Annotated in this window: 25 protein-coding genes and 1 tRNA gene; 16 read left to right on the plus strand and 10 right to left on the minus strand. The window is 63.9% G+C overall.

The annotated features are described in order from the left end of the window. Positions 1 to 26: 26 nt before the first annotated feature. A complete protein-coding gene (gene purB, locus H0A72_RS12250; protein WP_180155688.1) occupies positions 27 to 1,403 on the plus strand; it encodes an adenylosuccinate lyase in 1,377 nt (458 codons plus the stop codon). A 74-nt stretch (positions 1,404 to 1,477) separates the two neighbouring features. Here purB and H0A72_RS12255 read toward each other — a convergent pair. Together H0A72_RS12255 and H0A72_RS12260 are read right to left on the minus strand one after the other, a co-directional pair. Then, a tRNA-Lys gene (locus H0A72_RS12255) sits at positions 1,478 to 1,553 on the minus strand. A 106-nt stretch (positions 1,554 to 1,659) separates the two neighbouring features. Further along, a complete protein-coding gene (locus H0A72_RS12260; protein ID WP_180155690.1) occupies positions 1,660 to 1,977 on the minus strand; it encodes a YdcA family protein in 318 nt (105 codons plus the stop codon). A gap of 347 nt (positions 1,978 to 2,324) precedes the next feature. Between H0A72_RS12260 and H0A72_RS12265 the strand changes: the two genes are divergently transcribed. The 7 genes from H0A72_RS12265 to H0A72_RS12295 all read left to right on the plus strand — a co-directional run bounded on the left by H0A72_RS12265 (position 2,325) and on the right by H0A72_RS12295 (position 7,960). Next, on the plus strand, positions 2,325 to 2,924 hold the full coding sequence (locus tag H0A72_RS12265; RefSeq protein WP_180155692.1) for a DUF4351 domain-containing protein: 600 nt from the start codon (positions 2,325 to 2,327) through the stop codon (positions 2,922 to 2,924). Between the two features lie 77 nt (positions 2,925 to 3,001). Then, positions 3,002 to 3,409, plus strand: a complete 408-nt coding sequence (locus tag H0A72_RS12270) for a GNAT family N-acetyltransferase (protein ID WP_180155694.1) — start codon at positions 3,002 to 3,004, stop codon at positions 3,407 to 3,409. A gap of 315 nt (positions 3,410 to 3,724) precedes the next feature. Then, complete coding sequence (locus H0A72_RS12275) at positions 3,725 to 3,928, plus strand: hypothetical protein (protein ID WP_180155695.1); 204 nt, start codon at positions 3,725 to 3,727, stop codon at positions 3,926 to 3,928. Between the two features lie 123 nt (positions 3,929 to 4,051). Further along, positions 4,052 to 5,464: a cytochrome ubiquinol oxidase subunit I gene (locus H0A72_RS12280; protein ID WP_180155697.1), complete on the plus strand. Its 1,413-nt coding sequence runs from the start codon at positions 4,052 to 4,054 to the stop codon at positions 5,462 to 5,464. A 4-nt stretch (positions 5,465 to 5,468) separates the two neighbouring features. Next, on the plus strand, positions 5,469 to 6,476 hold the full coding sequence (gene cydB, locus H0A72_RS12285; protein WP_180155700.1) for a cytochrome d ubiquinol oxidase subunit II: 1,008 nt from the start codon (positions 5,469 to 5,471) through the stop codon (positions 6,474 to 6,476). Further along, positions 6,476 to 6,637, plus strand: coding sequence for a DUF2474 family protein (locus H0A72_RS12290; protein ID WP_180155703.1), 162 nt, complete (start codon positions 6,476 to 6,478; stop codon positions 6,635 to 6,637). The genes cydB and H0A72_RS12290 overlap by 1 nt, the downstream gene beginning before the upstream one ends. Positions 6,638 to 6,673: 36 nt before the next feature. Further along, entirely contained in the window at positions 6,674 to 7,960 is a 1,287-nt protein-coding gene (locus H0A72_RS12295) for a DUF445 domain-containing protein (protein ID WP_218953299.1), read from the plus strand. A 19-nt stretch (positions 7,961 to 7,979) separates the two neighbouring features. Here H0A72_RS12295 and H0A72_RS12300 read toward each other — a convergent pair whose 3' ends face one another. From H0A72_RS12300 to H0A72_RS12310, 3 genes are all read right to left on the minus strand, one after another. Further along, positions 7,980 to 8,171, minus strand: a complete 192-nt coding sequence (locus tag H0A72_RS12300; RefSeq protein ID WP_180155705.1) for a hypothetical protein — start codon at positions 8,169 to 8,171, stop codon at positions 7,980 to 7,982. A gap of 78 nt (positions 8,172 to 8,249) precedes the next feature. Next, positions 8,250 to 8,609, minus strand: a complete 360-nt coding sequence (locus H0A72_RS12305; protein ID WP_180155707.1) for an EF-hand domain-containing protein — start codon at positions 8,607 to 8,609, stop codon at positions 8,250 to 8,252. 14 nt (positions 8,610 to 8,623) lie between these two features. Further along, entirely contained in the window at positions 8,624 to 8,890 is a 267-nt protein-coding gene (locus H0A72_RS12310) for a glycine zipper 2TM domain-containing protein (RefSeq protein WP_246437061.1), read from the minus strand. Between the two features lie 210 nt (positions 8,891 to 9,100). Between H0A72_RS12310 and H0A72_RS12315 the strand changes: the two genes are divergently transcribed. Next, complete coding sequence (locus H0A72_RS12315) at positions 9,101 to 11,953, plus strand: adenosylcobalamin-dependent ribonucleoside-diphosphate reductase (RefSeq protein ID WP_180155709.1); 2,853 nt, start codon at positions 9,101 to 9,103, stop codon at positions 11,951 to 11,953. Between the two features lie 16 nt (positions 11,954 to 11,969). Here H0A72_RS12315 and H0A72_RS12320 read toward each other — a convergent pair whose 3' ends face one another. The 4 genes from H0A72_RS12320 to H0A72_RS12335 form a co-directional block, all read right to left on the minus strand. Further along, positions 11,970 to 12,311 carry a hypothetical protein gene (locus H0A72_RS12320; protein ID WP_180155711.1) on the minus strand — a complete coding sequence of 114 codons (342 nt, stop codon included), beginning with the start codon at positions 12,309 to 12,311 and terminating at the stop codon, positions 11,970 to 11,972. A gap of 25 nt (positions 12,312 to 12,336) precedes the next feature. Beyond that, positions 12,337 to 12,699, minus strand: a complete 363-nt coding sequence (locus tag H0A72_RS12325) for a hypothetical protein (protein ID WP_180155713.1) — start codon at positions 12,697 to 12,699, stop codon at positions 12,337 to 12,339. A 14-nt stretch (positions 12,700 to 12,713) separates the two neighbouring features. Then, positions 12,714 to 13,208 (minus strand): hypothetical protein, encoded by a 495-nt coding sequence (locus H0A72_RS12330; RefSeq protein WP_180155715.1) that lies wholly within the window; start codon positions 13,206 to 13,208, stop codon positions 12,714 to 12,716. A 143-nt stretch (positions 13,209 to 13,351) separates the two neighbouring features. Continuing rightward, positions 13,352 to 13,549 (minus strand): hypothetical protein, encoded by a 198-nt coding sequence (locus H0A72_RS12335; protein ID WP_180155717.1) that lies wholly within the window; start codon positions 13,547 to 13,549, stop codon positions 13,352 to 13,354. Positions 13,550 to 13,762: 213 nt separating this feature from the next. Here H0A72_RS12335 and H0A72_RS12340 point away from each other — a divergent pair, with 213 nt between their 5' ends. The 5 genes from H0A72_RS12340 to ribA all read left to right on the plus strand — a co-directional run bounded on the left by H0A72_RS12340 (position 13,763) and on the right by ribA (position 19,329). Then, entirely contained in the window at positions 13,763 to 15,121 is a 1,359-nt protein-coding gene (locus tag H0A72_RS12340; RefSeq protein WP_180155719.1) for a substrate-binding protein, read from the plus strand. 57 nt (positions 15,122 to 15,178) lie between these two features. Further along, the gene (locus tag H0A72_RS12345) at positions 15,179 to 16,045 is read left to right on the plus strand and encodes a branched-chain amino acid ABC transporter permease (protein WP_246437060.1); all 867 of its coding nucleotides are present in this window, start codon (positions 15,179 to 15,181) and stop codon (positions 16,043 to 16,045) included. Further along, on the plus strand, positions 16,045 to 17,877 hold the full coding sequence (locus H0A72_RS12350) for a branched-chain amino acid ABC transporter ATP-binding protein/permease (RefSeq protein WP_180155722.1): 1,833 nt from the start codon (positions 16,045 to 16,047) through the stop codon (positions 17,875 to 17,877). The genes H0A72_RS12345 and H0A72_RS12350 overlap by 1 nt, the downstream gene beginning before the upstream one ends. Continuing rightward, a complete protein-coding gene (locus tag H0A72_RS12355; RefSeq protein ID WP_180155724.1) occupies positions 17,864 to 18,568 on the plus strand; it encodes an ABC transporter ATP-binding protein in 705 nt (234 codons plus the stop codon). Before H0A72_RS12350 ends, H0A72_RS12355 begins: the two co-directional genes overlap by 14 nt. Before the next feature lie 89 nt (positions 18,569 to 18,657). Further along, on the plus strand, positions 18,658 to 19,329 hold the full coding sequence (gene ribA, locus H0A72_RS12360) for a GTP cyclohydrolase II (protein ID WP_180155726.1): 672 nt from the start codon (positions 18,658 to 18,660) through the stop codon (positions 19,327 to 19,329). Positions 19,330 to 19,357: 28 nt separating this feature from the next. Here ribA and H0A72_RS12365 read toward each other — a convergent pair whose 3' ends face one another. After that, positions 19,358 to 20,290, minus strand: a complete 933-nt coding sequence (locus H0A72_RS12365) for a LysR substrate-binding domain-containing protein (RefSeq protein WP_180155728.1) — start codon at positions 20,288 to 20,290, stop codon at positions 19,358 to 19,360. A gap of 119 nt (positions 20,291 to 20,409) precedes the next feature. On the opposite strand from H0A72_RS12365, the gene H0A72_RS12370 reads away from it, so the two are divergent. Next, on the plus strand, positions 20,410 to 21,054 hold the full coding sequence (locus H0A72_RS12370; RefSeq protein ID WP_180155730.1) for an FMN-dependent NADH-azoreductase: 645 nt from the start codon (positions 20,410 to 20,412) through the stop codon (positions 21,052 to 21,054). A gap of 52 nt (positions 21,055 to 21,106) precedes the next feature. Further along, positions 21,107 to 22,528 (plus strand): ATP-dependent RNA helicase DbpA, encoded by a 1,422-nt coding sequence (gene dbpA / locus H0A72_RS12375; RefSeq protein ID WP_180155732.1) that lies wholly within the window; start codon positions 21,107 to 21,109, stop codon positions 22,526 to 22,528. Positions 22,529 to 22,538: the final 10 nt, after the last annotated feature.

Below are 22,538 nucleotides of genomic sequence, written 5' to 3' on the forward strand. Positions count from 1 at the left end.
TTGACCAACATTAGCCTTGACCGAAGATGCAGATCGCCCCCCAGCTTAGCCCACTGAACGCCCTTTCCCCGTTGGACGGCCGCTACGCCGCCAAGGGGCGGGTCCTTCGCCAATCCTTGTCGGAAGCCGCATTCATGGCGCACCGCGTCGAAGTCGAGGTTGCCTGGCTGCTCGGGCTGGCCGAGGCCGGCCTGCCTGAATTGCCTGCGTTCTCGGAAGAGTCCAAGGCCTTGCTGAAGTCGCTGGTGGCGGAGTTTTCCGAGGACGACGCGGCGCGCATCAAGGAAATCGAAAAAACCACCAACCACGATGTCAAGGCCGTCGAATACTGGCTGAAGGAGCGCGTGGCCGGCAATGAACAGCTGGCGGCCGCCGCCGAGTTCATCCACTTCGCCTGCACGTCCGAAGACATCAACAATACCTCGCATGCGCTGATGCTGGGCCGCGCCCGCTCCGATTTCATCGTGCCGCGGCTGACGGAATTGTGCGACACGCTGAAGGGCCTGGCGCGCCAGTTCGCCGACCAGCCCATGCTGTCGCGCACCCACGGCCAGCCGGCCAGCCCCACCACGCTGGGCAAGGAATTCGCCAACGTCGCCGCGCGCCTGGATCGCGCCATCGCGGCGATCCAGGCGGTGCAGCCGCTGGCGAAAATGAACGGCGCCACCGGCAACTACAACGCGCACCTGGCCGCTTATCCGGAAATCGACTGGCCGGCATTCAGCAAGGGCGTGCTGGGCAGCCTGGGGCTGGAGCAGAATCCGTATTCCATACAGATCGAGCCGCATGACTGGATGGCGGCGCTGTTCGACGCGGTGGCGCGGGCGAACACCATCATTCTGGACCTCAATCGCGATATCTGGGGCTACATTTCTTTGGGCTATTTCAAGCAGCGCCTGAAGGAGGGCGAGGTCGGTTCGTCCACCATGCCGCACAAGGTCAATCCCATCGATTTCGAGAATTCGGAAGGCAATTTGGGGCTTGCCAATGCGGTGCTGCGCCATCTTTCGGAAAAACTGCCGGTTTCGCGCTGGCAGCGCGATCTCACGGATTCGACGGTGCTGCGCAATCTGGGCGTGGCCTTCGGCTATTGCGCCGTGGCCTATGACGCTTGCCTGCGCGGGCTGGGCAAGCTGGAGCTGAATGCCGCCGCGATCGATGCCGACATCGACAGTTGCTGGGAGGTCCTGGCGGAGCCGGTGCAGACGGTGATGCGCCGCTACGGCCTGCCCCAGCCTTACGAGCAGTTGAAGGCGTTGACTCGGGGCAAGGGTATCAATCGCGAAGGCCTGGCGGAGTTCATCGCGGGGCTGGATCTGCCGGCGGAGCCGAAGCAGCGGCTGCTGGCGATGACGCCGCGCAGCTATGTGGGCTTGGCGGCTGAGCTGGCCAGGAACATCTAGGGGCGGCCGGCGCGCAAAAGCAAAAACGCCACCGTGCAAGGTGGCGTCAAGTGCATGATTCGCTAGGGAAGCACTGGTGGGCTGTGGGCGGCTCGAACGCCCGACCTACGGATTAAGAGTCCGCTGCTCTACCAACTGAGCTAACAGCCCCCGTGTCCTGCGAAGAACGAAATTCTACCGCGAAAGTTTGCTTTATTGCAAGTGGCGCTGCATCCAGACTCAAGCCAGGCCCGGCTCGCCATCTGCGCGGCCAACATCACTTTCGCACGTAGCTTTTCTTTCCGCTGTCCGTATGGCAGTATTTTCCGCCACGCGGCCCGGCGCAAAACGCCCCGCTGCGGCAATCGCAGGCTGAACCCGATTTTGCCTTGGGCGCCGCCTTCGGCCCGGAGGCCGGGCCTCCGGGCACGGAGCATACTCTTTTGCTTGCGCTGATGGAGCCGTCGTTGCAAACGAACTTGTCACCGGCGCAATGCGATATGCCGCCTTTCTTGCCGGAGCAGGGCTGATTCGCGGCGAGGGCGGGGCCGGCTAGTATCAGGGCGGTGGCGATGATTAGCGCTCGCCAGATCATTTTGTGCTCCTATATGGCGCGGTGGCGGGAGGGCCAAGCGGGCGCGTTGCGAAAGGTACCGCCCACGCGGCGATGCGCATCTATGATGGCACCGCTGCCAGGTGGCGTGATATTCTTGTCCTTCTTCATTGGTCGTTGCATCGTGAACGAAATGGCGGCTTGGGGCCATCAGGGTTAGCACCTGACAGCGTGCGGTATCCAAGGGAGGCGATGGCCTTGGCCAGAGCGTTTGGCCGGCAGCGGGTGTCGTCTCGACCGACGGCCGCGGCAATTGGCGGCGGGACCTGGCCGGGCTGATCGAGCCGTCGGTGCCGGACTTATCGAGCTACCAGCTGCAGCTGCGCTACGTGCTGATCGACGAAGGCGCGCTGCTGCGCGCAGGCGGCCTGCCCGATGCGAACCTGGCGGGGCTGCTTTTTCGGCTGGAGCACAGCACGGCCATTGAGCAAATCCCGGAAATACTGCACACTTTGATGGACGCGGTGCAAGGGGCGGGGTTTGAGGAGTTGAACCGCAGCCTTGCCGCCTATATCCAGCACCTGGTGCTGTCGCGGGCCCAGTCGCAAGAGGCGGTGCCCCAGGTCACGAGTTTGCAGGAGCTTGTCATGTTGATCAGTGAGAAGCCGGGCATGTGGGCCCGGCAGTGGAAGCGCGAGGGGATCCTGGAGGGGCGCAAGGAAGGGCGCGAAGAAGGGTTTCAAGAAGGCCGTCAGGAGGGGCGCCAAGAAGGCTTCTGGGAAGGCCGTCAGGAAGGCATTGCTCAGGGCTTGCGACAAGGCGAGCTATCTGGCCAAGCGGCGCTGCTGGAACGCCTGCTCACCCGCAAATTCGGTCCCTTGCCCGATACCCTGGTTCAGCGCATCCGCACAGGCAGTGATTCAGAGCTGGAGACTTGGTCTCTGAATTTCGTCGACGCCGATTCCATCGAGCAGGTGTTTGTTCCGTGATCCCAAGCCGCCAGGGTATACGCGAACTTTCGTGATTCGTTGACAGGTTTTGCAGTACCGTCAGAACGGAGGCTGGTATGCAGGTTGAAATTTCGCTTTCTGACAGTGTCACGATGGATGAAGTGCTTAGGCTGTATCGTGCAAATGAATGGTCATCGGCAGAGAAACCGCAGCAGCTTATGGCGGCGCTACGCGGCTCTCACGCTCTGGTCACGGCACGCATTTCCAACGAATTGATCGGCTTGGGAAATGCCATCTCGGATGGCCATCTAGTGGTCTACTTTCCCCACATGCTCGTACTGCCACAATTCCAGAGGAAAGCGGTTGGACGGAAGATGATGGAGGCCATGTTAGGGCGATATTCAGGCTTTCATCAAATAATGCTTGCTGCAGATGGTGAAGCCGTTGATTTCTACAAATCGCTGGGATTTATGAGAGCAGGAAAAACGGAGCCCATGTGGATCTACGCGGGGACGGAACACTGACCGAGGGTGCCGCGGTTGCCAACGAAGGCCCGGGCCGGACACCGACATGGTCGGGAAGAACTGACATTTGATCAGGATTGCGTTGTCGTGGCTGCTGCCGAGTTCGTGTGGGATGAGTTACAGGATGTGCGCAAGAACCCAGACGCCATGCCCGGCTGCCGGACGTCAGCCATATGACGGAGCGCCTGTCCCGCCCGCGCTTCATTTCGCACGCGGACGGGCGTGAAAAGCGCAGATTCAGATATACAGTTTTACTGTTTGAAATCCTCCGGCTTGTTATGGTGAAGATCCATATTCGGCTGACAGGAGACACCCATGGATACCGAAAAGCTGGCGGTTACGTTGAATCGGCGTTTGGATGGCCAAATCCTGGCGATAGACGAAGGGCGCGATGCATGCGTATTCTATTTGCGGAACCGGCGCCGCGTGTCCATCAACCTGGCGGATCTTGCCCACAGCCCGGAGGCGGCGGTGGATGAACTCAGGCGAACGGTGGAAAAGAGGCGGGCGATTCTTTGACCACTAAACCGCAGGTCCGCGTATTCATTGCAGTTTCTTGAAGTAACCACGGGTTATCCCTCGGCTTATTCACAGTTTGTGGGGATAAGTCAGAAGGCGGCGCGGGCGGGGTAAGGGGAGCTTATGGATGCGGACGCATTGCTGCTTGCCCGGATCCAGTTCGGGTTCACGATTTCCTTTCACATCATCTTCCCCGCCATCACCATTGGCCTGGCGAGCTATCTCTTCGTGCTCGAAGCCTGCTGGCTGAAAACAGGCAAGCCCGTCTTTCGTGATCTGTACGCCTATTGGCTCAGGATCTTCGCCGTCAACTTCGCCATGGGCGTGGTGTCGGGCCTGGTCATGGCTTATCAGTTCGGCACCAATTGGAGCTATTTTTCGCAGTTTGCCGGCGGCATCACGGGGCCGCTGCTCGCCTATGAAGTGCTGACGGCGTTTTTTCTGGAGGCCGGTTTTCTGGGCGTCATGCTTTTCGGCCTGAAGCGGGTGGGCCCGGGACTGCACCTGTTCGCCACCTTCATGGTGGCGCTGGGCACGCTGATCTCGGCCACGTGGATACTGGCGTCCAATAGCTGGATGCAGACGCCGGCGGGCTTCGAAATCGTCGGCGGCCGCGCCGTACCGGTCGACTGGATCGCCGTCATTCTCAATCCCTCTTTTCCGTATCGGCTGGCGCACATGAGCATGGCGGCGTTTCTGGCGACGGCGCTCATGGTCGCGGCGGCCGCTGGCTGGCATCTGCTGCGGGGCCGGGATGATCCGGCGGTGCGCAAGATGATGTCCATGGCGATGTGGATGCTGCTGTTCGCGGCGCCCCTGCAGCTGGCCATAGGCGATCTGCACGGACTCAACACGCTGCGGCACCAGCCGGCGAAGCTGGCGGCCATCGAAGGCCATTGGGAAAACGAGCCGGGCAGGGCGGTCCCTTTCACCCTGGTCGGCTGGCCGGACATGCGGCAAGAGAAGAACCACTTCGCGGTGGAGATTCCGCATGGAGGCAGCCTGTTGCTCACGCATAGCTGGGACGGGCAGTTTCCGGGACTGAAGGAATTCGCGCCGCAAGACCGGCCCAACGCCACGGTGGTGTTCTGGACTTTCCGGCTCATGGTCGGCCTGGGCCTGCTGATGATCGCGCTCGCCGCCTGGGGGGCATGGGCGCGATGGCGCGGCCGCCTGTTCGAATCCCGCGCGCTGTGGCGTTGCGCGCTGTACATGGGGCCGTCCGGCCTGGTTGCCATGATCGCCGGGTGGATGACCACCGAAGTGGGGCGCCAGCCGTGGATCGTGTATGGCGTGATGCGCACCGCCGACGGGGTGAGCCCGCACGGCGCCGGCGAGCTCGCACTGACTCTGGCGCTGTTCGTGGTCGTGTACTTCGTCCTCTTCGGCGCGGGCACGGTCTATATGCTGCAACTCATAGGCAGGGGGCCGGCGCCGATGGCGGAGCCGGAAGGCGGGCCGGGCGAGCAGCGCACGCCCAGCCGTCCGCTGTCCGCCGCCGGCCCCGCAGCGGCCGCGCCTTCGGAGCATGGGTGACGTCATGGGTATCGACCTGGCCCTGCTATGGGCGATCATCATTCTCTTTGGCGTCATGATGTACGTGGTGATGGACGGCTTCGACCTGGGGATAGGCGTGCTGTATCTCTTCGTTCCGGGCAAGGACGACCGCGACGTCATGATGAACACGGTCGCGCCGGTGTGGGACGGCAACGAGACCTGGCTGGTGCTGGGCGGCGCGGGCCTGCTGGCCGCCTTCCCGCTGGCCTACGCGGTGATACTGAGCGCCTTCATGCTGCCTCTGGTCTTCATGCTGCTGGGGCTGATATTCCGGGGCGTGGCTTTCGAATTCCGCTTCAAGGCCGGCGCGTCCGCCCGGCATTTCTGGGACAAGGCCTTCATCGCCGGTTCGATCGCCGCCACCTTCTTCCAGGGGGTGACCTTGGGCGCCTACATCGACGGCGTGCCCATCGCAAACGGCGCCTATGCGGGCGGCCCGCTGGACTGGCTGCGGCCCTTTCCCATATTCACCGGATTCGGCCTGATCGTGGCCTATGCCCTCTTGGGATGCACCTGGCTGGTGTTCAAGACCGAAGGGCGCTTGCAGCGCCGCATGGTGCAGTTGGCAAGGCCGCTGACCTTGGGACTGCTGGCGGTGATCATCGCGCTCAGCGTGTGGACGCCGCTGGCGCACCCGCGGATCGCCGAGCGCTGGTTCAGCATGCCGAATCTCCTGTGGTTCGCGCCGGTGCCCGTGCTGGTCGCCCTGACGGCTTACGCGCTGCTGCGCGCCTTGCGCACCGAGCCCCACGCCGGGCCTTTCCTGCTTACCCTCGTCCTGGTCTTCCTCGGCTACAGCGGCCTGGGCATCAGCCTCTGGCCCAACGTGATTCCGCCGGACGTAAGCATATGGGACGCTTCGGGCCCGGCGCAAAGCCAGGGCTTCACGCTGGTGGGGGCCTTGCTGATCATACCGATGATCCTCATGTACACGGCATGGTCCTACTATGTGTTCCGGGGCAAGGTGAAGTCCGGCGAAGGCTATCATTGATGCGCGGTCTTTGGAAAAACGCATGGCGCAGAGACGGTTGGCCGGCGCGGCTGGCGTGGCTGCTGGGCCTATGGGCGGCCGGCGTCGGCGGCCTGGCGGTCGTCGCCTATGTTTTGCGCCTGGTGATGAAGTCACTGGGAATGACCGCGGGCGCCGCCTGACGGCCCGATGACTCTTACGCTTTGACTCTGCCTCGCATGCCTGCCGATCTGACCAAAGAACGCGAACTCCGCAACGCCAAGGCCTTTGCCTTGTCCCTGTTCCTTCTGGCGGCCGCGACGTTCGTGGCCACCCTGTTCAGCCCGCCCAATGTCTGGGTGCTGGGCCTGAAAGCCGTGTCCGAAGCCGCCATGGTGGGCGCGCTGGCCGACTGGTTCGCCGTGGTGGCCTTGTTCAGGCGGGTGCCCATCCCGCTGGTGTCGCGCCATACGGCGATCATTCCGCGCAACCAGGGCGCCATAGCCGGCAACCTGGCCTTGTTCGTCAAGGAAAAATTCCTGGATCCGGACTCCCTCGTCGCGCTGATCCGCGGGCACGATCCGGCCGGCTTGATCAGCGGCTGGCTCGTCCGGCAAGAGAACGCCGATCGCCTGGGCACCTATCTGGCACGGCTGTTGCAAGGCGGGCTGAGGATCACGGACGACGCCAGGATCCAGGTCTTTCTGAAAGACGCGTTCGGCGCCATGGTGGACAAGCTCGATCTGGCCGGCGCCGGCGCGGCGCTGCTGGATTCCCTGACCCGCAACGGGCGCCACCAGCAATTGCTCGACAGCCTCATTCTGCGCTGCATCGACTACCTGGACCAGCCGGCCACGCGGGAAATGATCGCCACGCAGCTGGTGCAATGGCTGAAGCGCCGGCATCCCATCGCGGAAAAGGTCGCTCCCTCCGAATGGCTGGGCGAGAACGCCGCGGAGCAGGTGGCCAAGATCGTCAACGACATCCTCAATGCCGTCGTGCAGGACCAGGGCCATGAGTTGCGCAAGAAATTCGACGCCTTGACGGCTTCATTCATTCTCGCACTCAAACAAGACCCCGAAACCGCCCGCAAAGCCCGCGCCTTCAAGCGCTACATCAAGAGCGACGCCGTTTTCACGGGCTATGTGGAGGGCATATGGGCCAATTTGCGCGCCTGGCTGCAGAACGACCTGGATCGGCAGGAATCCAGCCTGCGGCTCAATCTGAGCGCGGCGGGCGTCTGGATAGGCGAGGCGATCCGGGACGACGCGGCCTTGCGGGCGTCATTGAACAAGCACATGGAAAACATCGCCCGCGCCATGGCGCCGGAATTTTCCGAGTTCCTGACCCGGCACATCCGCGACACCGTGAACGCCTGGGACGCCAAGGAGATGTCCCGGCAAATAGAGCTGAATATCGGCAAGGACCTGCAATACATCCGCATCAACGGCACGCTCGTGGGCGGCCTGGTGGGCTTGCTGCTGTTCCTGTTCTCGCAGCTTCCCGGCTGGCTGGGCGTGGCCTGAGCGCGGGCGGCGCGCGGCTTCATCCGCCCAGGTCTATGCCCCGGTCCAGCGGGCCGGCCTTGGGCTGGCCGTGCTTTTTCTTCGCCGCCGCGGCGGGCTGCCGCTTGCCGCGCGCATCGCGGCCAAACGCGCCGTCGGCCTGCTTGCGGGGAGCTTCCCGGCCGGCTAGCGAAATATCGGTTTCGCCGGGTTCTATCCTGGCTTGTGACATGCTGGTCTCCTGTGGCTTGGACGGCCGGAGCCAGCAAGAGACATGCCCGGCGTGCCGCGCACGCGCCGGGCGGCCGGATCAAGGCTGCAGATGGCCGTCCTGATTCTGGTCCTGGCGGTGGAAGTCGCTCATGACCTGGTCCAGGAATTCCTGACGGTTCAACTGCCCGTTGCGGTCGCGGTCGACCACGGTGAATTGTTCGGACGTAAGCACGGTGCCCGCTTCGGCGCTGTTCAGGGTGCCGTTGCGGTCCGTGTCGAGCTTGTCGAAGGCGCCTTCCATGAATCGCCGGTATTCGGCTTCGCTGATCTTGCCGTCCTTGTCGGTGTCGAGCTGATCGAACTGCGCCTGCGTCAGCCCCTGGGGCGAGCCTTGCGCCAGGGCCGCGACGGGGGCGGCCAATGCCAGTGCGAAAGAGAGCGTGAGAAGTTTGTTCATGACCGAGCGCTCCATTATTTGCAGCCCATGGCGTTGCCGAGGTAGCCGCCCGCGCCGATGCCGACCGCGGTGGCGGCCGTGCGGCCCCGCCCGCCGCCTATGGTGCTGCCCAGCAGGCCGCCCACGACGGCGCCGCCGACGGTGCCCGCGATGCAGTTGAACTCTGAATTGCGCGACTGCCCATGCGAGGCGGACGGCGTCTGGCAGGCGCTGAGCGCGCCCACGCCGACCAGGACGATGGCCGCCGCCATGCCCCTACCCAAGCTGTTTGTTTTGATCATTGCTCAACCCTTTGAAAATCGTTGTTCGTTCTTGAAACACGCGGGACGGGCGCCCGGAAAGAGGCGCTCGCCGGCATGCGGATTATAGTCCCGGCAGGCGATGGATTTAAGAGACATCAAAGGTCGCCCTCATTGGTTATGATATCTTTTTGCAGGCCATTCATCAGTGCCCGCCCCACCGCCGCGCGCGGGCACGCCACAGGATACATTATGCAACACATGGAAAGCACGGCCATCGCTCTGGCCGAACCTCAAGTCATTTCCACCGAGGTACTCATCGAAAAATACGCCAAAGGCGGTGAGTCGGGCATCGACGAGGTCCGTGCGCGCGTTGCCCGGGCCTTGGCCCAGGTCGAAGCGCCCGAGCTGCGGGATAAGTTTTCCGAAGACTTCCTCTGGGCCATGAAGCACGGCTTCATTCCGGCCGGGCGCGTCAACAGCGCGGCTGGCACCGACCTGCAGAGCACGCTCATCAACTGCTTCGTGCAGCCGGTGGGCGACTCCATCACCGAAGAAGTCGACAACAAGCCCGGGATATATACCGCGCTGGCGCAGGCCGCGGAAACCATGCGGCGGGGCGGCGGCGTGGGCTACAACTTCTCGTCCATCCGCCCCAAGGGGGCGCGGGTCAAGGGCACCGGCAGCAGCGCGTCCGGCCCGCTTTCGTACATGCGCGTCTTCGACCGCTCCTGCGAAACCGTGGAATCCGCGGGCGCCCGCCGGGGGGCCCAGATGGCGGTCGTCAACATCACCCACCCCGACGTCACGGAGTTCATCACGGCCAAACAGGAACGCGGCCAGCTGAACAACTTCAACGTTTCGGTGGGGGTCACGGACGGCTTCATGCGCGCCGTCGAAGCCGACGGCATGTTCGAACTCGTGCACGCAACGGAACCGAACGACGACCTGAAATCCCAGGGCGCCTACCTGCGCGACGACGGCATGTGGGTGTATCGCAAGGTCCGGGCGCGCGAAGTCTGGGACCTGATCATGCAAAGCACGTACGCGGCGGCCGAGCCGGGCGTGCTCTACCTGGACCGCATCAACGCGGAAAACAACCTGGCGTATTGCGAATTCATCGAAGCGACCAACCCTTGCGGCGAGCAGCCATTGCCCGATTACGGCTGCTGCTGCCTGGGCAGCCTGAATCTCACCGCCTATGTCGCCGATCCGTTCAGCGATTCGGCGTCGTTCGACTTCGAGACCATGCGCAAGGCCACGAAGCTGGCCGTGCGCATGCTGGACAACGTGCTGATCGCCACGAAATGGCCGCTGGAAGAACAGCAGCGCGAAGCCGACGCCAAGCGGCGCCTGGGCCTGGGCTTCACCGGCCTGGGCGACACGCTCATCATGCTGGGGCTGCGCTATGACTCCGACGCCGGGCGCGCGCTGGCCGCCGACATGGCGCGCGAGATGCGCGACGCCGCCTACGAGGCCTCGGTGGAACTGGCCAAGGAACGCGGCGCCTTCCCCCGGCTGAACGCCGACGAATACCTGAAGGGCGGCTTCGCCTCGCGCCTGCCCGACGCCCTGAAGCGGGCCATACGCAAGCACGGCATCCGCAATTCGCACCTCACGTCCATCGCGCCCACCGGCACGATTTCACTGGCGTTCGCCGACAATGCGTCCAACGGCATCGAGCCGGCGTTTTCCTGGTTCTACACGCGCACCAAGCGCATGCCCGACGGCAGCAAGAAAGACTACATCGTCGAAGACCACGCCTATCGCGTCTATCGCGCCATGGGCGGCGACGTCGATCATCTGCCCGAGGCCTTCGTCTCGGCCCTCGAAATCTCCGCCATCGACCACATGCTGATGGTCGCCGCGGTGGCGCCTTACGTCGACGCGGCCATCTCCAAGACCGTCAACGTGCCGGAGGACTATCCATACGAGGACTTCAAGGATCTGTACTTGCAGGCCTGGCACAAGGGCCTGAAGGGCATCACCACCTACCGGCCCAACTCCATATTGGGTGCGGTGCTGTCCGTGGCGCCGGAAGCCCCGGCAAGCGCGCCCCAGCCCATCGTCCTGTCCGAACAGGACAAGCGCCTGGTCCTCACCGAGGTGGCCAAGTTCCCGCCTCTGGCGTCGCTGCGCTGGCCTTCCCGTCCCGCGCTTCCGGCCGGGGCGTCGGGCTGGGTGAGCGAGACCATACATTCGCCGCAGGGCGAGTTCGCGGTGGTCGTGGCCGACAAGGACAACGTGCCCTTCGAAGTATGGGTGCTGGGCGGGCAACCGCCGCGCGGCCTGGACGCCATCGCCAAGACCTTGTCCAGCGACATGCGCGCCAACGACCGGGGCTGGCTGCGCAAGAAGCTGTCGGTTCTGGCGCACGCCTATGGCGACGGCTTCCAGATGCCCATGCCGCCCAAGGGCGATCTGGTCCAGGTGCCCAGCGCGACCGCGGCCCTGGCCAGGCTGGTCGAATGGCGCTATAACGATCTCGACGCCCTGGCCGTGAACGAGGACGACCCCACCCCGGTGCTCAACGCGCTGTTCGCGCCGCGCGAGCCCAAGACGGGAACCGACGGCACCCTGGCCTGGGTGGCCGATGTCCGCAACCCGTCCACGGACGACGATTTCGTGCTGATGCTGAAGGAATTGCAGATGCCCGACGGCAGCCGCCGCCCCTACAGCATGTGGCTCACGGGCGCGCACCCGGTGGCGCTGGACGGCCTGTGCAAGCTGCTCAGCCTGGACATGCGGGTCATCGACCCCGCCTGGATCGGCATGAAGCTGCGCAAGCTGCTCAATTACGCCGAACCTCGCGGCGATTTCCTCGCGCGTGTTCCGGGCAGTGAAAAGCAGGCCAATTATCCTTCCACGGTGGCGTACATCGCCAGGCTGGTGATCCATCGCTATGCGATGCTGGGCATTCTTACGGAAGAGGGAATGCCGATCAATGCGATGGGTGTGGTGGCCGACGAGCCGGTGCGCCAGCATGTCGCGGCCAGCCCGACCATGGTCGGCAAGCGCTGCACGGAATGCGGCAATCACGCGGTGATCAAGAAGGACGGCTGCGAATTTTGTACGGTGTGCGGGGCCATCGGCGCTTGCGGTTGATGGCCTGAGCTCTTGATCAATGCCGGGTGACTTGCGTGCTTCGATCCAGCAGCCTGATCAGCGCCTGCTTGAGGCCGCTGGAGAAGATCGGCACGAATTGCGTCCGGCCCGCATCATTCACGAAAGACCGGATCTCGATGAACTGCCCATTGAAAGCCGTCGTCCTTCGAGCATTCTTCGCATAGGCCTGCAGCAGCTTGTTGGCCGCCGCCTGCGCCTGGAAGAGGCGGGTTTCAAGCTGCACGCCGTCCAGGTTCGCATAGTGCTCCACCACGCGCTCCATGTCGTCCAGGAAAAGGGCGAGCGCATGGTCGCCCGCGCAGTCGGGGCGCTCATGGCCCCAGGGAAGAGTCGTCATATCGCCTCGTGGCGGCCGGCGCCGTTCAATTGACGCTGCTGCGCGCGCGTTCGTCGGCCTGTACCTGCAGGATCAGGCTTTCCAGGTGGGGGGAGGTTTCCAGCGCCAGGACGGCCTCGCCGGGAGACTCTTCGCTTTCCTCCAGGCGCAGCGTGATGCTCTGCCCTTCAAAAGCCGAAGGATGCGCCTGGATTTGAACATACTGCTTCAGCAAGCGATCGACGGCTTTCTGGGCCTCCAGCAGCTGGACGGAGAGCGCCGATTCGGCATGCAGCTGGAATTGCTGTTCGATCGTTCTGGCCAGGTCCCAGCTGAAAAACAGCAAGGCGTTCCGGCCATGGCATTCGGGGTGCAGGAAGCCCCAGGATTCTTGATTGCTTGTGGTCAATGGGCTCGGGCCTGTCAACGATAGGGCGCGGTGCGCCGCTTGATGGTTTTTCCATCGAAAGTGTAAATGTCGATTTTATCCCGATTTTGACTGGGAGTCTGCAAGGTGAACAGCCGGCCCTTGGCCGACACCTTGATGTGCTCCGAGCAGGAGCCGAATTCCGGCGAAACGGTGTAGCCGGATTTTTCCAGCACGATCCAGCGATAGCTGACGGGGCAGCCATTGTTGCCGCTATTGACCGACACCAGCGCGATCTGGGCCTTGGGCATGCTGAAGGCGTAGGTGATGTTCAAGATGCCCCGTATGGGCGGCTGGACGTCGTCGTCGCCGATGCGCAGGCGCGATTCGTACACGTATTCGCTGGTGGCGATGTTGAGGTTGCCGTAGGGCGTGTCCAGCGTCAGCCGGGACGGGCTGACGGGCCAGCTGGGCGCTGAATTGGCCGAAGCCGCCGAGCAGAGCGCAACGAGCGCCACTGCGGCCAGACGGCGAGCGTGTCGAAAGACCATGATGGTTTCCAAATCTTTCTGCGGGCTATGCTTGCGGGCGGGCGTTACCAGACATGGAGCCTGTGCCCCGATTGTAAAGGGCATTACATTTCATTTGGCGCATGTACGCAAGCCGGCGCTGCGAATCAACTGGAATTCTCGCGCTATTTGCCGGTAAATGTCAAATAAATCAATGCCGTAGAGATCAGGAAAAAGTAGGTGAGGGCGCCGGCCATCAGGCTGCGGCCGATCAGCCGGAACAGGCTGCTCGAATTCTTTTGTGACGACGCCAGGCGCCGTTTTCCCCACCACCAGCTCGCCGCGATGGCCAGCATGCTCAGCAAGACGATCCAGGTTTTCATTTGCGCATTGTAAGCGCGGTTGCAAGCGCGACGCACGCGGACGGGGAGTCGCTGCGTAAGGCTTGCGTAAGTTTCAAATTGTATTTCTACGGTGTGGCGGGGTTATCAAGAAAATATCGTGGAACGATGTCGTTTCACGATAAGTTGGCAAAGACCAACCAAGCGGACTGCGGCAATCCAGTCGCAGCACCTCAATGCACAAGGAGACGAAGGATGGAAGACGGCAAGAAAGCGGGCGCTTTGGGCGCAGGCGGCGAGCGTCGCCGCTCGTTGTTGAAAATCGGCGCGGCGGGAGCCGTGGGCGGCGCGCTGCTGCACGCGGGTGGCGCGGCGGCGGCCGAGGAGAAGAAACCCGTCGGCAATTATCCCGCCGGGGTCCAGGGCGATTCCGTGTTCATCGGCTTGACCCTGGACATCACCGGACCCTATTCGGCCCAGGGCGCCGACCAGCAAAAAGGCTATGAACTCGCCGTGGAGCAGATCAACGCCGGCGCCGAAGAAATCAGGAAGATTTCCCCCTTGACGAAGAAGGGCGTGCTGGGCAAGACGGTGAAGATGGCGGTCGCCGACGCGGAGACGAAACCGAATACGGCCGTCCAGGCGGCAAGCCGGTTCATCCACGACAACAAGGCCATGATGATCTCCGGCAGCACCAGCAGCGCCGTCGCCATCGCCTTGCAGAAAGTCTGCGACCGCGAACGCACGATCTACCTGCCGGCGATCAGCGGCTCGAACGAGACCACGGGCGTGGACTGCCAGCGCTATGGCTTCCGGCTCTGCTATTTCGCCTACCCGGCCTGCAAGGCAATCGCCCCCGTGCTTTCCAAGGCGATGGGCAAGAATCGCAAGGCGGTGTATCTGGTGCCGGACTACACCTACGGCCACACGACCTATGACTCCATGAAGGAATTCACCGAGAAAGAAGGCTGGACGACCGTGGGTTCGCAGGTCCATCCGCTGGGCGCCAAGGACTACAGCTCTTTCCTGATCAACATCGCCAACAGCGGTGCGGACACCCTCGTCGTGATCGCCTATGGCGCGGATGCCGCCAATTCGATCAAGCAGGCCAAGCAGTTCGGCCTGCTCGACAAGATGAACATCGTGGTGCCCTATATGTCGGCTTTCCTGGAGAAGGAGATCGGCGCCGAAATCATGCAGGGCGTCTATGGCGCCACGGGCTTCTGGTGGACGCTCGAGGACAAATACCCGATCGCCAAGGATTTCGTGGCGGCGTTCGAGAAGAAGTTCAAGGCCAAGCCGCGCGACTCCGCGTATATCGCCTACCTGCAGACGGCGCTTTGGGCGGATGCCTGCGAGCGCGCCGGTTCGTTCTACCCGCCCGACGTGGTCAAGGCCTACGAGGCCGGCGAGGTCCGCCAGGGCCCGGTCGGCGAAGTGACTTTCCGCGCCGCCGATCATCAGGGCGTCATCAACTTCCCCATCGTGCGGGGCAAGAAGCCGTCCGACATGAAGAACCCCGACGATTACTTCGAGATCGTCGAGGTGGTGGACGGCAAGGGCGCGCTGCCGGATCCGGGCCTGCTGGGCTGCAAGCTGGGCGCCTACATCTAGGCCGGGCGGAGGACGGCCAATCATAAAAGACATAAAGGAGGACTCTGAATGCCGAGCATGTCGTTGTTCTTATCGCAGCTTTTCAACGGGCTCGCCACGGGCCTGTTGCTGGCGCTCATCAGCACGGGCCTGACCATCATCTACGGCACGCTCGGTGTGGTCAACTTCGCGCATGGGGCCCTGTTCGTGGTCGGGTCCTATGCGGGTTTCACCGCCTACACCATGACCGGCTCCTTCCTGGCGGCGATCGCCGCCGGGGCGGCCATGGCCCTGTTCGTGGGCCTGGTCATCGAGCGCGGCATCATGCGCATGTATTACCAAAGGCCCGCCGAAGACCAGATTCTGGTCACCTTCGGCATCGGGATCATACTGGTCGAAGTGGTGCGTTCGATCTATGGCGGCGTGAGCCTGTCGGTGCCCACCCCGGAATGGGGCCAGGGCATCGCGCAGATAGGCTCGCTGATCTATCCCTTGTACCGGCTGCAGGCGCTGTTCATCGCGGCCGGGACGCTGGCCGTGCTGTACTTCGTCCTGTACCGCACCAGCCTGGGCCTGATCGTCCGCGCCGGGATCGAGGATGCGCAGATGGTCAACGTGCTGGGCATCAACGTCAAGCGCACCTTCCTGCTGGTCTTCGGCATAGGCGCCATGGCGGCGGGCTACGCGGGCGTGATCGATTCCCCCATCGTCACCCTGTCGCCGGACATGGGCCACCGCATCCTGGTCGACTCCTTCGTCGTCGTGGTGATCGGCGGCGTGGGGTCGTTTCCGGGCGCCATCATCGGGGGCATCATCGCGGGTGAAATCCTCAGCCTGACTTCCATCTTCAACCCCGCCTATTCCCACGTCATGCTTTTCGTCGTCATGGCGCTGGTGCTCATCTTCCGGCCGCAAGGGCTGATGGGGCAGGAGGGCCGAGAATAATGACTACGCATCCATCTTTCGCGCGCCGGCAGGCCGGCGAAATCCTGGTCGGGCTGTGCCTGGTGGCCGCGCCCTTCGTGCTGCCCCATCTGGGCATGAGCGCCGACCTGCTGACCCGCATCCTGATATGGGGGCTGTTCGGGCTGGGCTTCGACCTGCTGTTCGGCTATACGGGGCTGCTGTCCTTCGGGCAGTCGGCGTTCTATGGCGTCGGGGGCTTCGTCAGCGCCTATCTGCTGACGTCGGGCATCGTGCCCCACATGCTGCTCGCCCTGTTGATCGGCACGGTGATCGCGGCCCTGGCCGGGCTGTGCATCGGCTATCTGACCCTCAGGCGCACCGGCATCTACTTCGCCATGAGCACGCTGGCCTTCGGGGAAATGTTCTACTTCCTTGAAAACTCCGCGTTCAAGTCCTACACCGGCGGTGAGAACGGCATCGCCGGCGTGCCGCCGCCCGTGATCGAGCTGGGATTCACCACCATCCACATCTCCAGCGGCTGGCCGATGTACTGGTTCGTGGCCCTGTTCTTCTTCCTGGGCTTCGTGGTGGCGCGGCGCATCGTGCGCTCGCCCTTCGGCGCGGTGCTCAAGGCCATACGCGGCAACCCCAAGCGGGCCATGGCGCTGGGCCATGCCATCCAGGGCTACAAGCTGACGGTCTTCGTGATCGCGGCGGCCTACGGCGGGCTGGCCGGCGGGCTGCTGGGCATGTTCCAGTCCTACATGCCGCCCGACGCCTTCTCGCTCGACACGTCCGCGCAACTGGTCATCCAGACCGTGATGGGCGGCGCGGGAACGCTGCTCGGGCCCTTGCTGGGCGCCACCATATGGCTATACCTGTACGAGGGGCTGCAGCAGCTCGCCGACATCGGCGCGTACTGGAAGCTGATACTGGGCATCGTGTTCGTGGTGCTGGTGACGGTCTTCCGCCATGGGGTGGCGGGCGGCATCCTGGACTTCGCCAAGCGCCGGCGCCGCTCGACCCGAGAGGTCGACATCGAAGCCGACCGCGACGCCATGGCACAGCTCAGCATCGTGACGCCCGAACCCGGCGCCCCGGCCGGCGCGCCGGTGCTGGAGGCCCGCGGCATCACCAAGCGCTACGGCGGGCTGACGGCGGTCAGCGGCGTGGACTTCGCCCTGTCGGAAGGCGAGATCCGAGGCGTGATCGGGCCCAATGGCGCGGGCAAATCCACATTCTTCGCCATGCTGGCCGGCGAGCTGCCGACGACCGAGGGCCAGGTGTATTTCCGGGGGCGGGAAATCACGGGCATAGGCGTCACCGCGGTGTGCCAGCTGGGCATGAGCAAGAGCTACCAGATCAACCAGCTGTTCGAGGCGCTGACGGTCCGCCAGAACACCATGATACCGGTGCTGGCCCGGCGGCGCGGCAAGTTCCGCACCGACATGCTGCGCGGCCTGCACAACACGGAAGGGCTGGACGAGCAGGTCAACGCGGCCATCGAGCTGGTGGGGCTGACGCACCAGGCCGACACGCTGGTGTCCGAGCTGCCCTATGGGGAAAAGCGCCGGCTGGAGATCGGCCTGGCGCTGGCCACGGGCGCCAATGTGCTGTTGTTCGACGAACCGCTGGCCGGCCTGGGGCCGGAGGAAAGAGTGCTGGTGGTCGCCTTGCTGAAGTCCATACGCAAGGGGCGCAGCATGGTGATCGTGGAGCACGACATGGATGCGATGTTCGAACTGGCCGAACGGATCACCGTGCTGTACGAAGGCCGCAAGCTGGCCGAAGGCACGCCCGATGAAATTCGGATCAATCCGGCGGTCCAGGCTGCCTATCTAGGGGGGATGGACGACCATGAGCCTGCTTGAAGTCGACAAAATCAACAGCTATTACGGCGATTCCCACATACTGTTCGACGTCTCCCTGCATGTCGAAGAGCATGAGGTGGTGGCGCTGCTGGGCCGCAACGGCGCGGGCAAGAGCACGACGCTCAAGTCCTTGATGGGCGTGGTGCAGCCCAAGAGCGGCCGCATCCTGCACAAGGGCGAAGAGGTCCAGCATCTGCCGCCCTTCCAGCTTGCGCGGCGCGGCATCCAGCTGGTGCCGGAAGAGCGCCGCATCTTCGGGCAGATCACCGTCCACGAGAACCTGCAGCTGGCCGCCATGACGGCCCCCCAGCCCAGGTCGCTGGACGAGATCTACGAAACCTTTCCGCGGCTGGCCGAGCGCAAGCGCAATCGGGGCAAGCAGCTGTCGGGCGGCGAGCAGCAGATGCTGGCGATCGCCCGCGCCATGATACGCAATGCCAGCATCATCATGCTGGACGAGCCGTTCGAGGGGCTGGCGCCGCTCATCGTCCGCGACCTGATGGAGGTGTGCCGGAAGCTGGCCGACGGCGGGCACACCATCGTGATCGTGGAGCAGAACGTGCGGGCCGCGCTGTCGCTGGCGGACCGCTGTTATCTCATCAACAACGGCCACATGGTGTACGAGGGAACGCCCGCCCAGCTGCATGCCGACACCTCGGTGATCGAGAAGTATCTGGGGGTGAAGGTATAAGGCGTTAAAATGCCAGGCTGCGGTGGTTCGCCGCGGTCGGAGGTGCATGAGTGTGGGCCTTCGGGTTTTTCAAGTCTCGAGGTTTCCTTATGCAGTCGCAAACTGATGCTGACGCGCGCCGTTCAACGAACGCGGCGGATGTTGATGGCAAGCCGGTGGCGGGCTATCAACTCGATTACGTCACATCCAGCAAGCTGCCCACGCCGTGGGCCACGTTTGCCATCCATGTGTTCGTCGACCCGGGTACGGGCAAGGAGCACCTTGCCCTGACGCTCGGCGACGTCGGCAGCGGGGCCCCTGTGCTGGCGCGGGTGCATTCGGAATGCCTGACGGGCGATGCGCTCTTCAGCCAGCGCTGCGACTGCGGTGCGCAGCTGGAGGCGTCGATGCGGGCCATTGCGGAAGAGGGGCGCGGCGCGATCCTCTACTTGCGCCAGGAAGGGCGCGGCATCGGCCTGGTGAACAAGATCCGGGCCTACAATCTGCAGGACGCGGGGGCCGACACGGTGGAGGCGAACGAGCGGCTGGGGTTTCCGGCGGACATGCGGCGCTATGATTTGTGCAAGCCGATGCTGGATCATTTCGGTATTTTTTCGCTTCGCCTGATGACGAACAATCCGCGCAAGGTGCGGGCGCTGGAAAGGCTGGGCCTGCGGGTGGAAGAGCGCTTGCCTTTGCAGGTGAATCGCAATGCCCACAACGAGGCGTATTTGAGCACCAAGGCCGTCAAGCTGGGGCATTGGCTGAAGGGCGGGCAGTGACGGGACGCGGCCCGCCTGGCTTGCCAGGTCAGCCGCTTACCGAGACCGCGCCCGGAGCCTCGGACCCCCAGGGCGCCAGGCGCTCGCCCAGGAAGTCCAGAAAAGAACGCACCGCCGGCACCAGCCCCCGCCGCGAACCGAACACCGCATGGACGATGCCCGGCTCCGGCGCCCAATTGCGGAAAACCGGCACCAGCCGGCCGCTTGCGATTTCTTCATGGCACATGTAGTCGGGCAGCACTCCTATCCCCATGCCGCCCAGGATCGCGAACTTGAGCGTCAGCAAATCGTCCGCCACGAAACGCGGCCGGTGCGTCACCGTGTATTGCGCCCCATTGGGGCCGAACAGCCTCCAATGAGCCCGGCCGTCCCGTACCGACATCGCCACCGAATCCATCAGCGTCAGGTCGCTGGGCTCCTCGGGCTGGCCCTGCCGTTCAAGCTGTTGGGGACTGGCCACCAGCAAAGCCGCCGTCGTGCCCAGGTGCTTGACCACCAGGCTGCCGCTGTCGGCCACCGTGCTGCGCACGCGCAGGGCCACGTCGACCCCTTCTTCGACCAGATCCACCACCCGGTTGCTGACCTGCATGTGCAGCTGCACATGCGGGTACGCAGCCTGGTATTCCGGCAGGATCGGCCCGATCACAGTTTGCGCCAAAGTGACCGGGCAGACCACCCGTATGATGCCGCGCGGTTCGCTTTGCACCTGCGCCACGGCGGCGGCCGCGGCCCGGGCCTCGTCGCGCATGGCGTCGCAGTGGCGGTAGAACAGTTCGCCGGCCGTGGTCAGCGACAGCTTGCGCGTGGTCCGCTGCAGCAGGCGCAGCCCCAGGTCTTCCTCGAGCTTGGCGACCCGGCGGGACAAGCGCGATTTGGGCAGGCCCAACGCCCGCGCCGCCGCGGCGAAGCTGCCATGATTGACGACCTCGGCAAAGTAGAGCATGTCGTTCAAATCCTGCATACAGCCTCTATTGGTTTCATGAATAGAACAATCTAATACGATTTCGCCTACTTATCAATAGATCCGGGTTAATCGATAATTCACCCATCGCATTCTTTTGATGCCATTTCGGAGCAACCATGAAACTTCTGCACGTAGACTCGAGCATAAACGGCGCCAATTCCGTTTCCCGCAAGCTTACCAAGGACATCGTCACGCAATGGCTGCGTGAAAATCCCGATACGCAGGTCGACTACCTGGACCTGGCGAACGAGGCGCCCGGCCACTTCTCCAGCGATGCCATGGGTTTTCGCCTGCCGCCGTCCGACGCCTTGCCGACCGAAGCGCAGCAACGTGAAAATGCGCTGTCGGAAGCCCTGGTCTCGCAGTTTCTGGCGTCCGACGTCATCGTCATCGGCGCGCCGCTGTACAACTTCGCCGTTCCCAGCCAGTTGAAGGCATGGATCGACCGCCTGGCCCAGGCCGGCCGCACGTTCAAATATACCGAGAAAGGCCCCGTCGGGCTCGCGGGCGGCAAGACCATCATTGCGGCGCTGAGCCGCGGCGGTATCTATTCCACCAGCGAAGCCGGCCAGGCGATGGAGCACCAGGAAAGCTATCTGAAGACGGTTTTCGGGTTCTTCGGCATCACCGACATCCGCATCGTGCGCGCCGAAGGCACCGACCTGGGCGCCGAGAACCGCAGCAAGGCCTTCGAAGTCGCCGAACACTGCATCAAGGCGGTCGCCACGCGCAGCTTCGAAGCCGAAACGCAAGCCGCGTGAACGGTCCGGCGGGCGTCCTCGCCCGAAGGGGCGGGGACGGCATGGCGGTACAATGAGGATCCTGGAACCTCCTCATCGCACCGTGACCGCCTCCGCCTCTTTTTCTTCCCTGCCGCTGTCCCCCGCCACGCTTGAAAACCTGGAGCTCATGGGCTATCAGTCCATGACGGACATCCAGGCCCGGAGCCTGCCGCTCATCCTGCAAGGGCGCGATCTCATCGCCCAGGCCAAGACCGGCAGCGGCAAGACCGCCGCGTTCGGACTGGGGGTGGTGAACAGGCTGGATCCCGCGAAGCTGCAGGTGCAGGGCCTGGTCATCTGCCCCACCCGCGAGCTGGCGGAGCAAGTCGCCACGGAGCTGCGGAAACTGGCGCGCTCGCTGGGCAACATCAAAGTGCTGACGCTCTGCGGCGGCACGGCCGCCAGGCCGCAAACCGAATCCTTGCGGTTCGGCGCCCACGTCGTGGTGGGCACGCCGGGCCGCTTGCTGGACCACGTCAACCGGGGCACGCTCGACCTTTCCGAAGTGCGCACCCTGGTCCTGGACGAGGCCGACCGCATGCTGGACATGGGCTTCTACGAAGACGTCAGCCGCCTCGTCAGCGCCTGCCCGGGCAACCGCCAGACTCTGCTGTTCTCGGCCACCTACGCCGACGACATCCGCCGCGCCAGCGGGCCGTTCCTGCTGGATCCCGAGGAGGTCCGAACCGAGTCGCTGCACGCGGCCGGCAAGATCAGCCAGGTGTTCTATGAAATCGACGCCGGGCGCCGCATGGCCGCGGTCGCGCAGTTGCTGGAGCACTACCAGCCCGTTTCGACCCTGGCCTTCTGCAATACCAAGGCGGCATGCCGCGAACTGGCCGAGCATCTGGCCGCGCGCGGGTTCAGCGCCTTGGCGCTGCACGGCGATCTGGAGCAGCGCGAGCGTGAAGACGTGCTCATTCAGTTCGCCAACCGCAGCTGTTCGGTGCTGGTGGCCACGGACGTGGCCGCCAGGGGGCTGGACATCGACGGCCTGGACGCGGTCGTGAATGTGGAGCTCACGCCCGATCCGGAGGTGCACGTCCATCGCATCGGGCGCAGCGGCCGCGGCGACGCCACGGGCCTGGCGTTGAGCCTCTGCGCGCCCGAGGAGCTGCATCGCGCCCGGCGGATAGAGGACTATCAGCGCCAGCCGCTGGAATGGGGAAGCCTGAAGTCGCTGAAGGCGTCCGGCAACGGCCGCTTGCGTGCGCCGATGGTGACTTTGTGCATTCAAGGCGGCAAGAAGGACAAGCTGCGGCCGGGGGATCTGCTGGGCGCGTTGACCAAGGACGCGGGCATGGACGGCGCGCGGATCGGCAAGATCAATATCCTGGAGTTCGTCAGTTTCGTGGCGCTGGAGCGGGGCATTGCGCGCGAGGCTTATGCCAGGCTCAGCGCCGGCAGCATAAAGGGCCGGCGCTTCAAGATGCGGTTCATGGGGGAGGTCTGAGCCCGAGCCC

It is taken from the genome of Parapusillimonas granuli, from assembly GCF_013416525.1.
In the GTDB taxonomy this organism is placed as follows: Bacteria; Pseudomonadota; Gammaproteobacteria; order Burkholderiales; family Burkholderiaceae_B; genus Parapusillimonas; species Parapusillimonas granuli.

Excerpts from the sequence above, each read along its gene's own strand:
- H0A72_RS12350 (WP_180155722.1), top strand. The coding sequence starts at position 16,045 with ATGACTACGCATCCATCTTTCGCGCGCCGGCAGGCCGGCGAAATCCTG.
- H0A72_RS12295 (WP_218953299.1), top strand. The coding sequence starts at position 6,674 with ATGCCTGCCGATCTGACCAAAGAACGCGAACTCCGCAACGCCAAGGCC.
- H0A72_RS12345 (WP_246437060.1), top strand. The coding sequence starts at position 15,179 with ATGTCGTTGTTCTTATCGCAGCTTTTCAACGGGCTCGCCACGGGCCTG.
- purB (WP_180155688.1), top strand. The coding sequence starts at position 27 with ATGCAGATCGCCCCCCAGCTTAGCCCACTGAACGCCCTTTCCCCGTTG.
- H0A72_RS12370 (WP_180155730.1), top strand. The coding sequence starts at position 20,410 with ATGAAACTTCTGCACGTAGACTCGAGCATAAACGGCGCCAATTCCGTT.
- H0A72_RS12310 (WP_246437061.1), bottom strand. The coding sequence starts at position 8,890 with ATGATCAAAACAAACAGCTTGGGTAGGGGCATGGCGGCGGCCATCGTC.
- H0A72_RS12305 (WP_180155707.1), bottom strand. The coding sequence starts at position 8,609 with ATGAACAAACTTCTCACGCTCTCTTTCGCACTGGCATTGGCCGCCCCC.
- H0A72_RS12290 (WP_180155703.1), top strand. The coding sequence starts at position 6,476 with ATGCGCGGTCTTTGGAAAAACGCATGGCGCAGAGACGGTTGGCCGGCG.
- H0A72_RS12335 (WP_180155717.1), bottom strand. The coding sequence starts at position 13,549 with ATGAAAACCTGGATCGTCTTGCTGAGCATGCTGGCCATCGCGGCGAGC.
- H0A72_RS12300 (WP_180155705.1), bottom strand. The coding sequence starts at position 8,171 with ATGTCACAAGCCAGGATAGAACCCGGCGAAACCGATATTTCGCTAGCC.
- H0A72_RS12340 (WP_180155719.1), top strand. The coding sequence starts at position 13,763 with ATGGAAGACGGCAAGAAAGCGGGCGCTTTGGGCGCAGGCGGCGAGCGT.
- H0A72_RS12270 (WP_180155694.1), top strand. The coding sequence starts at position 3,002 with ATGCAGGTTGAAATTTCGCTTTCTGACAGTGTCACGATGGATGAAGTG.
- H0A72_RS12260 (WP_180155690.1), bottom strand. The coding sequence starts at position 1,977 with ATGATCTGGCGAGCGCTAATCATCGCCACCGCCCTGATACTAGCCGGC.
- H0A72_RS12330 (WP_180155715.1), bottom strand. The coding sequence starts at position 13,208 with ATGGTCTTTCGACACGCTCGCCGTCTGGCCGCAGTGGCGCTCGTTGCG.
- H0A72_RS12365 (WP_180155728.1), bottom strand. The coding sequence starts at position 20,290 with ATGCAGGATTTGAACGACATGCTCTACTTTGCCGAGGTCGTCAATCAT.
- H0A72_RS12355 (WP_180155724.1), top strand. The coding sequence starts at position 17,864 with ATGAGCCTGCTTGAAGTCGACAAAATCAACAGCTATTACGGCGATTCC.
- H0A72_RS12315 (WP_180155709.1), top strand. The coding sequence starts at position 9,101 with ATGCAACACATGGAAAGCACGGCCATCGCTCTGGCCGAACCTCAAGTC.
- H0A72_RS12280 (WP_180155697.1), top strand. The coding sequence starts at position 4,052 with ATGGATGCGGACGCATTGCTGCTTGCCCGGATCCAGTTCGGGTTCACG.
- H0A72_RS12275 (WP_180155695.1), top strand. The coding sequence starts at position 3,725 with ATGGATACCGAAAAGCTGGCGGTTACGTTGAATCGGCGTTTGGATGGC.
- ribA (WP_180155726.1), top strand. The coding sequence starts at position 18,658 with ATGCAGTCGCAAACTGATGCTGACGCGCGCCGTTCAACGAACGCGGCG.
- dbpA (WP_180155732.1), top strand. The coding sequence starts at position 21,107 with ATGAGGATCCTGGAACCTCCTCATCGCACCGTGACCGCCTCCGCCTCT.
- H0A72_RS12320 (WP_180155711.1), bottom strand. The coding sequence starts at position 12,311 with ATGACGACTCTTCCCTGGGGCCATGAGCGCCCCGACTGCGCGGGCGAC.
- cydB (WP_180155700.1), top strand. The coding sequence starts at position 5,469 with ATGGGTATCGACCTGGCCCTGCTATGGGCGATCATCATTCTCTTTGGC.